The 13,440-nt window shown below is 69.2% G+C and carries 10 protein-coding genes; 4 read left to right on the forward strand and 6 right to left on the reverse strand.

Annotated elements, in window-relative coordinates:
* Positions 1 to 2: 2 nt before the first annotated feature.
* Entirely contained in the window at positions 3 to 1,445 is a 1,443-nt protein-coding gene (locus tag AACH06_RS27140; protein WP_341428950.1) for a hypothetical protein, read from the forward strand.
* 9 nt (positions 1,446 to 1,454) lie between these two features.
* Here the strand turns inward: AACH06_RS27140 and AACH06_RS27145 are convergent, their stop codons facing one another.
* The 3 genes from AACH06_RS27145 to AACH06_RS27155 form a co-directional block, all read right to left on the reverse strand.
* Complete coding sequence (locus AACH06_RS27145; RefSeq protein WP_341428951.1) at positions 1,455 to 1,868, reverse strand: hypothetical protein; 414 nt, start codon at positions 1,866 to 1,868, stop codon at positions 1,455 to 1,457.
* Positions 1,869 to 1,871: 3 nt separating this feature from the next.
* A complete protein-coding gene (locus AACH06_RS27150; protein WP_341428952.1) occupies positions 1,872 to 4,904 on the reverse strand; it encodes a serine/threonine-protein kinase in 3,033 nt (1,010 codons plus the stop codon).
* A gap of 266 nt (positions 4,905 to 5,170) precedes the next feature.
* Entirely contained in the window at positions 5,171 to 6,088 is a 918-nt protein-coding gene (locus AACH06_RS27155; protein ID WP_341428953.1) for a serine protease, read from the reverse strand.
* A 238-nt stretch (positions 6,089 to 6,326) separates the two neighbouring features.
* Here AACH06_RS27155 and AACH06_RS27160 point away from each other — a divergent pair, with 238 nt between their 5' ends.
* Positions 6,327 to 7,565, forward strand: coding sequence for an SGNH/GDSL hydrolase family protein (locus AACH06_RS27160; protein WP_341428954.1), 1,239 nt, complete (start codon positions 6,327 to 6,329; stop codon positions 7,563 to 7,565).
* Positions 7,566 to 7,748: 183 nt separating this feature from the next.
* Positions 7,749 to 8,066: a hypothetical protein gene (locus AACH06_RS27165; protein WP_341428955.1), complete on the forward strand. Its 318-nt coding sequence runs from the start codon at positions 7,749 to 7,751 to the stop codon at positions 8,064 to 8,066.
* Between the two features lie 94 nt (positions 8,067 to 8,160).
* Here AACH06_RS27165 and AACH06_RS27170 read toward each other — a convergent pair whose 3' ends face one another.
* Complete coding sequence (locus AACH06_RS27170; RefSeq protein ID WP_341428956.1) at positions 8,161 to 8,577, reverse strand: hypothetical protein; 417 nt, start codon at positions 8,575 to 8,577, stop codon at positions 8,161 to 8,163.
* A gap of 233 nt (positions 8,578 to 8,810) precedes the next feature.
* Positions 8,811 to 9,551, reverse strand: a complete 741-nt coding sequence (locus AACH06_RS27175) for a class I SAM-dependent methyltransferase (protein ID WP_341428957.1) — start codon at positions 9,549 to 9,551, stop codon at positions 8,811 to 8,813.
* Positions 9,552 to 9,970: 419 nt separating this feature from the next.
* Here AACH06_RS27175 and AACH06_RS27180 point away from each other — a divergent pair, with 419 nt between their 5' ends.
* Positions 9,971 to 12,271, forward strand: coding sequence for a TonB-dependent receptor (locus tag AACH06_RS27180; protein WP_341428958.1), 2,301 nt, complete (start codon positions 9,971 to 9,973; stop codon positions 12,269 to 12,271).
* A gap of 86 nt (positions 12,272 to 12,357) precedes the next feature.
* On the opposite strand, the gene AACH06_RS27185 is transcribed toward AACH06_RS27180, so the two are convergent.
* Positions 12,358 to 13,401: an adenosine deaminase family protein gene (locus AACH06_RS27185; protein ID WP_341428959.1), complete on the reverse strand. Its 1,044-nt coding sequence runs from the start codon at positions 13,399 to 13,401 to the stop codon at positions 12,358 to 12,360.
* Between the last annotated feature and the right edge of the window lie 39 nt (positions 13,402 to 13,440).

The raw sequence follows: 13,440 nt of genomic DNA on the forward strand, positions 1-13,440 counted from the left end.
TGATGAAGCGCGACACGACACCGTCTGCTCGTCACCCCGGGCTCGCCGCGATGCTGCTGACGATGGCTGCGTTGCCCACGGTTCTGACTCTGCTGGCGGTGCTGTGGCTGCACCGTGGCGCCGATGATCGGCTTCGGCGCGAGCTGGAGCAGCGGGCTGCGCTGGTGGCCGGCGCTTTGGCCGAGACCAGCGAGTACGGCCTGGTCTCGGGCAACCCGGCGGCGCTGGATCGCTCGGTGCGCGAGCTGCTGGCGCGCGACAAGGCGATCGCGTCGATCGACATCCTCGATGCATCGCGCCGGTCGTTCGTGTCCTTGCCGGGCCAACCCTTGGCGCCGGGCCTGCCCGCGGTGGAATGGCCGGTGCGATCGAGCGTGCCGGACATCGACTTCTTCGACCGTGCGACACCGCACGTCTCGATGGCGGACGACTTGCAACCCACGTTCCGGCTGGGCCCGGTGACCGGGTATGTGCGCGTCACCATGGCCACCGAAGGGCTGCGGCAGGCTCAGCAGCAACGCCTGTGGACCGAGCTCGGGGTCGTGGCGGGCGCCGGGGCGTTGGGCCTGCTGGTGGTGGGCGGATGGGCGCGCCGCTTGTCTGCGTCGTTGCTGGCGCTGCTCGATGCCCTGCAGTCCATCCGCCAGGGCCGCTACGTGTTTGGCGAGGGGCCGATCGTGGGCCGTGAACTGCGGCGCCTGTACGGGGTGGCACACGAGTTGGCCGACAGCCTGGCCATGGCCCGAACGCCGTCGCCCGTCGATTCTGCGGCGCCGTCGTGGCGTCAGCCCGAGGGCGTGCAAGGGGTGGCGTCACGTTTGCTGGGCCGCCTGGAAGCGGGTCTGGTGGCCGTGAGGCTGACGGCGTTGCACATCGCGCGCCGCGCCGAGCCGGCGCCTACCGAGGGCCCGGCGCCGGGATCGGCGCAACTCGCCGCGCGCATCCTGGCGCTGGCCGATCAGTCTCGGGTCGCCGGCCAGGCTTTATGGGAGCCCCTGCGCTCGCAGATGGTCGAGTCCGTCGGCCTGGATGCGGCGCTCGCCGAGCTGTTGCAGATCTGTGCCCGGGCCCAGCCCGCGTGCGTCTTCAGTCTTCATCGGGAGCCCCATGCGGTGTGCGGCGACCTGCGCCTCGCGGTCGCGATCCACCGGGCCGTGCAGGGCGCCCTGGTGCTGGTGATGACCAAGGCCCTGGCGACGCAGGCCACGGTTCGCGTGGAGGGGCCTGTGGGCGAGCGAGGTTGGCGCGTCTGCATCTCGGACAACGCACCGGTGGGCGATTCCGCTGCCGCGGCAAGCCGACGGGCTGAATGGGGTGAGGCGTGCGTCCAGGACGGCGCCGTCGTTGACGTCCAGCATCTGCCTTCAGGCGTCACGACGGTGACGCTGCAATGGCCGACGGGGGCCGTCGGCGGGCTCGTCGATGGGGTCGGCGCGGCCGAATGAGCCAGGGCGTCAGCCGGTGGCGCTGGGGCGATTCGCAGCTCGGTGATCAAGGCCCTGGATGAGGCGTTGCAATACCCGGCGGTAGGCCGCATGGGCCGCGGGTTGCGCGTCGAAAGCATCACGCGCCTGGGCGGCCAGTGCGCGCGCCTGTGGACGGTCTCCTGCGGCCAGCGCGCAAAGCCCGCGCACCGCCAACCACTGTGCCCGCTGAAGGCTGGGAGGAGCGGATGTCGCCGTCTCGGCGCTGTCCGGGCCCGGTGTCGAGGGGACGTTGATCCTGTCCAGCAGGGCGATGCCGGCGTCGGCCTGTCCCGTGGCACACAGGGCCTCGGCCATCGGCTCCGCTTCTGCAGCGGCGCTGTGCTGGGCGAGTTCGCTGGCCCGTTGCGATTCGCCGCGATCCAGCAGTGCGCGCAGCCTCAAGCTTCAGGCGTCACGACGGTGACGCTGCAATGGCCGACGGGGGCCGTCGGCGGGCTCGTCGATGGGGTCGGCGCGGCCGAATGAGCCAGGGCGTAAGCCGGTGGCGCTGGGGCGATGCGCAGCGGGGTGATCCAGGCCCTGGATGAGGCGTTGCAGTACCCGGCGGTAGGCCGCATGGGCCGCGGGTTGCGCGTCGAAAGCATCACGCGCCTGGGCGGCCAGTGCGCGCGCCTGTGGGCGGTCTCCTGCGGCCAGCGCGCAAAGCCCGCGCACCGCCAACCACTGTGCCCGCTGAAGGCTGGGGGGAGCGGATGTCGCCGTCTCGGCGCTGTCCGGGCCCGGTGTTGAGGGGCCGTTGATCCTGTCCAGCAGGGCGATGCCGGCATCGGCCTGTCCCGTGGCACACAGGGCCTCGGCCATCGGCTCGGCCTCTGCGGCGGCGCTGTGCTGGGCGAGTTCGCTGGCCCGCTGCGCTTCGCCGCGATCCAGCAGCGCGCGCAGCCTCAAGCTGGCGGTGCGCGCTGCCGCTTCGCCCGCCGTGAACGATGCGGCGGTGTCGGCCGTGAGCTCGTCGAGCACGTGGGCTGCGTCGTCCCAGCGGCCCTGGTTGCCCAGGAACTCGGCCTGCACCAGCCGCGCCCGCCAGACTTCCCGGGGGAACTGGCGCAGGGCCAATTGCTGCCATTCACCCAGCCACTCGCTGGCGCGGCTGGCCGGCCCGGCGCGAACGGCCGCCTGTGCCAGCACCGCCAGCAACTGCAGCCGCGCACGCGATTGACGCACCTGGGGCAGCAGGCCATCGGCCAAGCCTGAGGCGAGCACTTGCGCGCGTTGCACCTGGCCCAGTGCCAGCGCGGCCTGTGCCGCATGCGCGTCGGACCACATGCGCTGCAGCAAAGTGGCGCGCGATTCGGGTTCTCGGATGACGGCGTGGCTGTGAGCAATGGTGGCCAGCGCCTGCGAGGTGTGTGTGGACGAGGCGCCCGCATACAGCACAAGCGCGGCCAGTTCCGCTTCGATGAGCGCCGCCTCGGCGTCGCTGCCTTCGGTGGCGCGCAGCGCCGCGAGGGCTGGTGCGATCACGGCGCGCGCCGCGTCGTGGCGGCGGCGCAGGATGAGGTGGCGAGCGAGATCCAGTCGCAGGTCGATCGCCAGCCGGCCGGACGGCGTGGCCGTGCCATCGGCCATGTCGATCGCATGCTTGAGCAGTGTCTCGGCCTGGTCTGCCTGGTCGCGCGATTCGGCGATGTCGGCGCGCAGCGCCATCGCACGTGCGCGCTCGGCGAGGGTGGCACGTCCGGCGGCCTCCAGTTCGCCTTCCGCCTCGTCCAGCGTGCTGCCCGCGGGGCCCCAGAGCCCGGCGGCAGCCAGTGCCGCGCTGACCTGCAGCCTCGCCCTGGCGGCGATCGGGGTGCCCCGATCGGCGAGCGTCTGTGCCTGTCGCGCCTGCTGTTCGGCCTCGGCCGCCAGACCATCGCCCAGCAGGGCTTGCGACAGCGTGAGGTGCGCGGCAGCGCGCTCGCGGTCTGGTGCTTCGGCTTGCTCCAGCGCTTCGATCTGACGGCGGGCGTTGCGGGCGGCGAAGGAAAAGCTGCGTGCGTCCAGCAGGATGCCGGCGACGATGCCGTACAGCTCTGCCTGAAGCCGCGGGGTGTTGGCGCGGGAAATGAGCTGGGCGTTGTGTTCAAGCAGGCGCTCGAACGACGAGGCGCGGGTGTTCTCGTCCGCTTCATCGACCTGCGCGCTGGCGCGGAAGGCGTCGATCACGAACTGCTTCACCAGCAGGGCCTGCTCGGCGTCGGCGCGCGCGCGGCGGGCTTGATCGGCGATCACGCCGGTGCCCACGATGGCGGCGAGGGCCACCGTCGCGATGGCCACGCTGGCAGCGCGGTGCCGGGCGACCGTTCGCGCGAGACGGTGGGCGGCGGTGTCTGGCCGAGCGCCGATGGGCTCGCCGGCGAGGTGGCGCTGGATGTCGTCGGCCAGCGCGTCGACGGTGGCGTAGCGCTGCTCGGGCGCATGGCGCAGCGCCTTGGCAAGGATGGCGTCGACATCGCCGCGCAAGCCCCGTGCCAGCGCCCGGTCGGCCACCCGCTGGCTGGCCAGCGGCGGCTCGTGCTGCACCGCCCGTTGCCAGGCAGCGAGCGGCAGTGGCCCACCGCCGGCCCCACCGCCGGCCCCGCCGCGTGCACCGCCGCGTGCACCGTCGGGCGCATGAGGCCGCTCGCCGGTCAGCAGCTCGTAGAGCAGAACGCCGAGTGAATAGACGTCCGAGGCCACGGTGACCGGCTCGCCTTGCAGTTGCTCGGGCGAGGCGTAGTGCGGTGTCATCGCCGCGCCCAGGCGCAGCGTGGCGTTGGCGTCCTCGGGGCCTTCGTGCAGCAGCTTGGCGATGCCGAAGTCCAGCAGATGCACCTGGCCGTCGGAGGAGACCAGCACGTTCGAGGGCTTCAGGTCGCGGTGCACCACCAGCCGCGCATGGGCATAGGCCACCGCCTGGGCCACCTGCAGGAACAGCTTCAGCCGCGCGCGGGTGGGCAGCTGGCGGCTGCGGCACCACAGGTCGATGGCCACGCCGTCGATGAACTCGAAGGCGAGGAAGGGGTGGCCGCGGTGGTCGATGCCCGCGTCGTAGAGCCGGGCGATGTGCGGGTGCTCGAGCCGGGCGCCGATGTCGCGCTCGCGGCGCATGCGCTCGGCCAGGCCCGCGCCCCAGGCCAGGTGGGGCAGCTTCAAGGCCACCCGCCGGTGCAACGCGCCATCGACCCGGTCGGCCAGCCAGACGCTGCCCATGCCGCCTCGGGCCACCAGCCGCACCAGCCGGTAGCTGCCCACCGTGTCACCGGGTTGTGGCTCTCCGGCCTCCGTGGTGGGCGCAGCAGCATCGCCACTGCCGGCTTCCGGCCAGAGCGTGTCGGGGCTGGGCGGCAGCGAACCGGGCAGGGCGGCGAGCCACGCGCGCGCAGCACCGGACTCGCGCTCGACGGCGTCGTCGAGCGCAGGGCTCCAGGCATCGCGATGGTCTACGTCGTGCATCCCTCGTCTGCCCGGTCTCGGCCCGCCGTCTGCACCGGCGCAGAGGCTTCACCTTCTGCACTGGTGCCCGGTCCGTCCCTGGCACGTTGTCTTTGCGAGGAAGAATAACCTGCGCGTCACCAGCGCCGTGCTTGTCGCGTCAGGGGAAGTAACCAAGGTCATCGTTGCGCATCCCCCGCCAGGTGAGATGTGGCGGGGGATGCGGCGCGAGAGCCGCCGCCGTTGGCGCCGGTGGGCGGTGCAGAGGCCAGCGCGGCAGGCCGAACTCAGGGGGCCGCGACCTGGTCCTTCACCCACGCGCCCAGGGTGGCCATGCGCGAGTAGATACCGTAGTGGTTGGGGTCGGCGCAGCCGTAGCCCCAGCTCACCACGCCGACTTGCAGGTGGAACTGGCCGTCGCCGTTCTTGGCCACCAGCGGGCCGCCCGAGTCGCCCTGGCAGGTGTCCTTGCCGCCTTCGGCCAGACCGGCGCACAGCATGGTGTCGGTGACCTTGCCGTTGTAGGCATCGGCGGCGTTGCAGACGGTGCGGTCGGTCACCGGCACTTTCACGTTCTGAAGCTGGTTGGGGAAGTGCGGTGTCGTTTCGGTCTCACCCCAGCCCATGCCCCACACCGGCTTGCCGGCGGCGGCGTATTTGTCCTCTTCCGCCAGCGTGCTGGCGTATTCGACCGGCGTGATGTCTGTGACTTCTTCTGCCAGGCGAAGCACGGCTACATCCGAGTCGCTGGTTCGGCTGTTGTACTTCGGGTGCACGGTGATGCGCGCGATGTTGACGCGCCGGCCACCGCTCTTCAGATCCTGGGTTCCCACCAGCACCTGAATCTGGGCCGGCTTGGAGCCCTTGACGCAGTGGGCGGCGGTCAACACGTCGCGGCTGCTGATCAGCGAGGCGCCGCAGAACTGGGCGTCATAGTTGCTGGCAGTGCCCGCGTCCAGCAGGGCGACCATGAAGGGCCAGCGCCCATCCTTGGCGGTCTTGCCTCCCACGACTTCCGGCTGCGCGTTGAGGTCCACGCCCCAATACTTGGCCATCTTGGCTTCGATGGCCTGCACACGATCTCGTTGCGGGTTGCCCGACTGGGCCATCGCGGGCGCGGCACCAGCGGCGCACAGTGCGGCCAGCGCGGCGAGGCTGATCGTCCGGCGGGCGTTGACGTTGAGCTTCATCAGGGTCGAGGTCATGGGGTGTGTCTCCACTGAAGGGTTGGGCCAAACCGTGCTGAAAAGGGGGATGGCACGGCTGCGCACCGCCGGGCATCGTGTTGCGGCGACTGTGTTGCGGGGGGCGCCAATGCATGGTGCCCATCAATTCAGATTGCAAGGTTCAGCGATGATCAGTGACGAGGTGTTGCGAACCCAGGGAACCGATGGCCAACGGAATGGCTCTGAGCTAACCCGATATCGAGACGGATTCCACTTCATGACGATGCCTCTGATGCTCCGTGGTGCCGCGGCGCTTTTGTTCGCGGCGGCCGGCTTGCTGCTGGCACCCCAGGCATCCGCCGCTGAGGCTGTCAGCTGGATCACCACTTGGTCTGCGGCACCCGACCAGGCCGGGCCGGCCTTGCGGCCGCAGACCATCCGCCAGATCATGCGCGTCAGTGCCGGCGGTCAGCAGGTGAGGGTCCGCCTATCGAACTTGTTCGGCATCGCGCCTTTGACCATCGGCGCCGCTCATGTGGCCCTGCCGGCGGAGGGGTCGGCGATCCAGACAGGAACAGACCGAGCGCTGAGCTTTGCCGGAAAGCCCGGCGTCACCATTGCGCCGGGCGAAAGTGCGCTGAGTGATGCCTTGCCGATGGCGGTGGCACCGCTGCAGTCGCTGGCCGTGAGCCTGTACCTGCCGCAAGGCAGTGAGGCGCCGACACTGCACGGTATCGGCACCCAGACGGTTCATTTTTCCGATGGGGTCGACGCGACATCCGCGTCGACCTTGCCCAGGCATGAGTTGGACGACAGCCGCTACTTCGTCACCGACATCGAGGCTTTGGCGCCAGGCCAGTCGGCGGGGACGCTGGTCGCCCTCGGCGACTCGGTGACCGACGGTGTCGGCTCGACACCGGACCAATCGCGCCGCTGGACCGATGCGTTGGCAGAGCGCCTGCAAGGCGTGCCGGCCACCGCTGGCATCGGCGTCGCCAATGCGGGCATCGCCGGCAACCGGATATTGCGCGATGGGATCGATCCCTACATTGGGCCCAGCGCACTGTCACGTCTTGAAGGAGATGTGATGAGCAAACCCGGCGTGCGGTGGGTCATCCTGTTGGAAGGCATCAATGACATCACGGCGGCTTCGGTGTTGCCGTTGCCGGAGGATCAGCCATCGGCGCAGCGCATCATCGAAGGCATGAAGGCCATCGCCGAGCGTGCCCATGCCGGTGGCGTCAAGATCGTTGGCGCCACCTTGCTGCCACGTGCCGGGGCGACGGGCGTCCGGGCGCAGACCCCGCAGGCTGAAGCGAAGCGTCTGGCGGTGAATGAGTGGATCCGAAACGGTCGGGCATTCGATGCGGTGCTCGACTTCGACCGCGTCTTGCAAGACCCTGATCAGCCCGATCGCCTGCGACCGGATTTCGACAGCGGCGACCACGGCCACCCGAACGACGCCGGTTACCGGGCGATGGCCGCGGCATTCAAACTGGAATGGCTGACGCCCTGAACCCTGAGCGGTGTCATTCTGGAGACCGTTGCGTTGCGTCACCGGCTTCACCGGCGCTTTGTGCAGGTGCCAAGGTGACCTGAGGGCGATGGGCGCTTACATCCGGGCGCTCGGGCAGCGCGACGCTGGAGGAAACTTGCAGGGTCTCGAGGTGTCTGATCCTCGGACATGCAGGAGTCGAACATGGGCAAGCATCGGAGTGTTCGCATGGGCCGGGCCGTCGGGCTGCTGCTGGCGGCGTGCTCTCTCCAGGTCGGTGCGGCCGAGGCGGCCAGTACGGTGGCCGGCACGGCCTCGTCGGTCGCGACCCGCACAGGGGCGGCGATCCAGCGCGGTGCGGCAGCCACCGAACGGGGCTTGCAGAGGGCGGCCAGCGCGGTGGAGCATGGCGTGAAGAAGGCGGCTGAAGGGGTCGAGATCGCAGCCTCAGCCACAGGCCGCGCGATCGGCCGCACCGCGCAGAAGCTTGGCCTGCCTGCTTCAGGCGCGTCGGCGCCTTGAGTGGCGCCGACCTGAACGGCGCCTGGGCTGTCTGACGGGTCCAAGCGAAAGGGCAGCCCGAGGGCTGCCCTTTGTCATCGAGGTACTTGGCGTATCAGCGTTGGGCCACGGTGGTCGGCGCCGTCCGCACGTTGGCGGGGATGCGCAGGTCTGTCTCCGTGTCGAAGACATTGCGCTGCGCAGGCAGTTCGGCGCGGACGTCGTCGCGGCTGATGGCTGCGGTCGCCGCCGGCTGGCGGCTGAACAGCGCGGCGATGGCCTGGCTCGAGTCGTTGTTCTGCGCGAAGTAGGCGGCTTCCGGGTTGAAGCTGGCGATGTTGCTGGCTGCGCGCTTGGCGATGTACTGGGCCTGCACGGCGTCGCGGGTCAGGCCTTCGGCCGACGCGGCAGCGGGCATGCGCAGGTTGGTTTCGGTGTCGAACACATTGCGGTCGCTGGACTGCGCGAAGGCGCCGCTGGCGAGGGTCAGGGCGATGGCGGCAACGGCGATGTGGGCTTGCTTGGCGAACATGGTGAACATCCTTTCAGGGGCGATCGTTGAAGACTTCTTTTCCGGGCAGGGCGGCTGTCGTCGGGGTCACGCAGTCGTCTTGTCCAACCTCGGTGAGTCGTCGTCTGTGTTGCGGCTCATCGATGGACTCAACTGTAGATATTCAACCAAAAGGAATAAACGGCTCTGGATGTCATTGTCTGTTCTTGATTTGCGAATAATTGAGGCGTGCCTCGTTCTGTGGGGGCGGCGCCTCAGCGGCGCCGGAAAGGCGCCTGGTACAGCCAGACGGGCTTGCCGTCGACGTTGCGCAGCGTCGCCTGGGCGCGCCAATCGGTGGCTTCGAATTCCAGGCTGACGAGCCAGGCGCCAGGTCGCAGTTCCCGCGTCGCCTTGTCCATCGCCCGGGGCATGCTCTCGGGGCGCTGGAACAGGTACACGAGTTGGTAGCCCGACCAGTCGGCGGCCCAGATGTCGCCCCGCCGCACCCGGGCGAAACGGCAGCGCAGTGCGCACAGCGTGGTGAGTGGCCAGCTCCATTCCAGGCCGTGCAACTGGGCGCTCGGATATTCATGGTGCAAGGCGCGCAGGCCGGCGCCCGATCCGCAGCCTGCATCCAGCACCCTGGCGCCGGCCGGCAGCGCTGCCCGCGCACCCAATCCCGTGAGCGCACCCGCAGGCGTGGGAAACACCGGCGCATCGCGCCACGCCTGCATGGGGTAGACGGCCAGCAGCAGGCCCAGTGGCAGCAGCCAGGCCCAGGCCGGCAGCGCACCGGCGGCGCTGCCGGTGGCCACGATGGACAGTGGAAAGCCCGCCACGAGGATCAGCTTGCGCCAGGGTGGCGCTGGCAAGCGCCAGGCCACCGCCGCCACGCCGGCCAGCGCCAGCCCAAAAGCGGCCAGCGCACCGACGCCGAGCCGCGGCAGCCCGACGAACAGGCCCCAGGCGGCGGCCCAGGTGATCAGCGCAGGCAATGGCCAGACGAGCTTCATCGGCGGCGATCGTAGCTTCGGCCCTGGCAGCGTGAAGCCCCGAATCAAGGCACGCAAACCGCCAGAACCGCGCCCGATACGGGCCGCCCGTCATTTCCAGTGCAGTGTTTGATGCTGGGCGGAACTGAAGAAAACCGATGGATTGAGTCGCCTGGCGAGGCGCAAACCACAGCGGTGCCCTTCGGCATCGCGAGGATTTGCAACGACGCCAGGCGGCCGAAGGCACGGTTTTATGTTCCGCACAGTGTCGAACACTGCACTTAGGGGTGCCGCTTGAGTGATCCGCGCAACAGTGCGGCGCGCCGAGGTGGATGGCAGGCCACCGCGTCGTTAGCATCGCCGCCTGCACGGGCCACCGCACCGAGCACGAGCCTTGCTTGGCTGTCCCGGTCCACCAGACCCACGAGGAGAACGTCTAGATGCACCCCGCCCCCCATGTCGCGCCGCTGACCCGGCTGCACCCCCTGGCTGCCGCCGCTGTGCTGGCGGTGGCCCTGGCCGCCCCCTCCGCCTGGGCCCAGGCGGCCGAGGCCAACGAAGCCGGCAAGCTGCAGACGATCACGGTCACCGCCGAGCGCCGCACGGAGAACATCCTGAACGTGCCTCAATCGGTGAGCGCGATCCGCGGTGAGGAGCTGGAGGTGCTCAACAGCGGCGGCCAGGATGTGCGCCAGCTCGCGGCCCGCACGCCCAGCCTGAACATCGAATCGTCGTACGGCCGCGCCTTCCCGCGCTTCTACGTGCGCGGCCTGGGCAACACCGACTTCGATCTGAACGCCTCGCAGCCGGTGTCGCTGGTCTTCGATGAGGTCGTTCAGGAGAACCCGGTGCTCAAGGGCTTTCCGCTGTTCGACCTGGCGCAGGTCGAAGTGCTGCGCGGCCCGCAGGGCACGCTCTTCGGCCGCAACTCGCCGGCGGGTGTGGTCAAGTTTGAATCGGTCAAGCCCTCGCAGAAGCAAGACGGCTACGTCAGCGCCAGCTACGGCACCTACGGCACGATGAACCTGTCCGGCGCCTTCAACCTGCCGATGGGTGGCGATTGGGCGGCTCGCTTCTCGGCGCAGGTGCAGCACCGCGATGACTGGGTCGAGAACACCTACGACGCCGGCCCCACGCAGAAGCTCGAAGGCTACGACGACAGCGCCGCGCGCATCCAGGTGCTGTATGCACCACATTCGGATTTCTCGGCGCTGGCCAACATCCACGGCCGCGAGATGAAGGGCAGCGCGCGCCTGTTCCGCGCCAACATCATCAAGCCGGGCACCAACGACCTGATCGACGGCTTCGATCCCGAAAAGATCTCCACCGACGGCAAGAACGAGCAGGAGTTGTCCAGCCAGGGCGCCAACCTGCGGATGCGTTGGGGCCTGGGCAGTGGCATGACACTGCACTCGATCACCGGCTACGAGACGCTGGATGCGTACAGCCGCGGTGACATCGATGGCGGCTACGGTGCGTCGTTCCTGGGCGCCGGCAACTACGGGCCCGGAGAGATCCCGTTCACCGCCGAATCGGCGGATGGCATGCCCGAACACCGTCAGTTGTCGCAGGAGTTCCGCCTTGAAGGCGAGATGGGCAACGGCATCAAGTGGCTGGGCGGCCTGTACTACTTCAAGGAGCATCTCTTCATCGAGAGCTTCAACTACGACACGCTTGGCGGCGGCGTGCAGAACGGCTACGCGACGCAGAAGCAGGACAACACCGCCTGGGCGGCCTTCGGTTCGCTGAACTACCGTGTCAGCGATGCGTTCGAGCTGCGTGGCGGCCTGCGCTACACGCGTGACTCGAAAGACTTCGTGGCCGATCGGGTGCAGGCGCCGCCGTTCAGCGCCACCGAGCTGCTGCAGATCCCCAAGGAAACGCGTGCCTCGAACACCAGCTGGGACCTGAGCGGCACCTACTCGATCGACAAGGACACCAAGGTTTACGCACGGGTGGCCACCGGCTTCCGCGCGCCGTCGATCCAGGGCCGCCTGCTGTTCCCGCCCAGCGGCGCGGACATCGTGCCCTCGCGTGACTGGGTGACGGTGGCCGATTCCGAGAAGGTGCTGTCGTTCGAAGCTGGCGTGAAGGCCGAGCTGTTCGACCGCCGCGCCCGCCTGGCGGCCAGCGTGTTCCGCTACACCGTGAAGGACCAGCAGGTCACCGCGGTCGGCGGCACGCAGAACTTCAACCAGCTGATCAACCTCGACCGCACCATCGGCCAGGGCGTCGAACTGGATCTTCGCGCGATGCTGACCGACAACCTGATGGTCACGCTGGGCGCCAGCTACAACGACACCGAGATCCAGGACAAGAACGCGGCGGTGGTGCCCTGCGGCAATGGCTGCACGGTGACCGACCCGGTCGTCGCCGGCACCAACAAGGTCTCGATCGACGGCAACCCGCTGCCGCAGGCGCCCAAGACGGTGCTGAACTTCACCGCCCGCTACGGCCTGCCCACCGAAAGCGGCGGCGAATGGTTCGTCTTCACCGACTGGGCCTACCGCAGCTCGATCAACTTCTTCCTCTACGAGTCGAAGGAGTACACCGGCAAGCCGCTGCTCGAAGGTGGTCTGCGCATGGGCTACAGCTGGGACAACGGCAAGTACGAAGCGGCGGTCTTCGGCCGCAACATCACCAACCAGACCGTGGTGGTGGGCGGCATCGACTTCAACAACCTCACCGGCTTCATCAACGACCCGCGCACCTGGGGCGCCAGCTTCCGGATGAGCTTCTGACCGAAGGGGCTGGCGGCTCGTGCCGTCTGCCCTCAAACAGGGCTTCGAACAGGGCGCCCCTCGGGGCGCCCTTATTCATTCCGCGCTCATGCCGCGCCAGCGTCCCAGGCGTCGAACTGGGCCAGCGCCTGCTGCCGATCCGCTTCGGGCAGGAAACTGCGGGCGGCCGCCTGGCGGCCCATGGCCAGCAGGTCCGCCGCCGCCAAGCCTTGATGGCGCAGCAGCAAGGCGGCCTCCTGGCTCATCGTGGTGCACGACATCAGGCGGTTGTCGGTGTGGTACGACAGGCTCAGGCCGGCATGCCACAGGCGGCCAATCGGATGCTCGGGCAGCGAGGGCACGGCGCCTGTGTGCACATTGCTGCTGGGGCACAGCTCCAGGTGAACATCTTTCTCGCGCACCTGGGCCAGACGCGTTTGCCCATCCGGCGAGCCCAGCCAGTCCGCCAGCCGCACGCCATGGCCGATGCGCCGCGCGCCCAGTTGGGCGGCTTCGAGCACCCGATCGGCCACATCGGCCTCGCCGGCATGCAGGGTGATGGACACCCCCTGGTCGCGCACCAGCGCCAGGGCTTTGGCATGGCCACTGGGCGGAAAACCCGCCTCCGGCCCCGCGAGATCGAATCCCACCACGCCTTCGTTGCGATAGCGGATCGCCAGCCGCGCGACGCGCTCGCTGCGCTCGGGCGGCTCGTGCCGCATCGCGCACAGGATGAGGCCACACGGCATGGGGCTGCGGATGAGGCCCGCGAGCAGCGCCTCGATCGCGGCCTCTGCACTGACGTGGTCGCTTTCGAGCAGCAGCGGCGCCATGCGGAATTCGGCCAGCACACAGCCGTCGTCGCGGGCTGACTTCGCGGCCTCGTAGGCCACGGCCTGCATCGCGGCGGGCTCGGCCATCGCGGCCACGGTCAGCTCGAAGCCCTTCAGGTACTCGACCAGGCTGCCGGCGTGGGCCCGTGCTTCGAACCAGGCCGCCAGGCCGGCTTCATCCGGCGCTGGCGGCTCGATGCCGCGCGAGCGCAGCAGGGCCAGCAGGGTGCGGTGGGAAAGGCCGCCGTCCAGGTGCTCGTGAAGCAGCACCTTGGGCAGGCGGCGCAGGTCGTCAGCAGAGATCGACAGCTCGTTCATGCGCCATCGTAGGCGATGCGCGGGCGGCCGCACGCCACG

Origin of the sequence: Ideonella lacteola, from assembly GCF_038066555.1 — a bacterium.
GTDB classification, from domain to species: Bacteria; Pseudomonadota; Gammaproteobacteria; order Burkholderiales; family Burkholderiaceae_C; genus Ideonella; species Ideonella lacteola.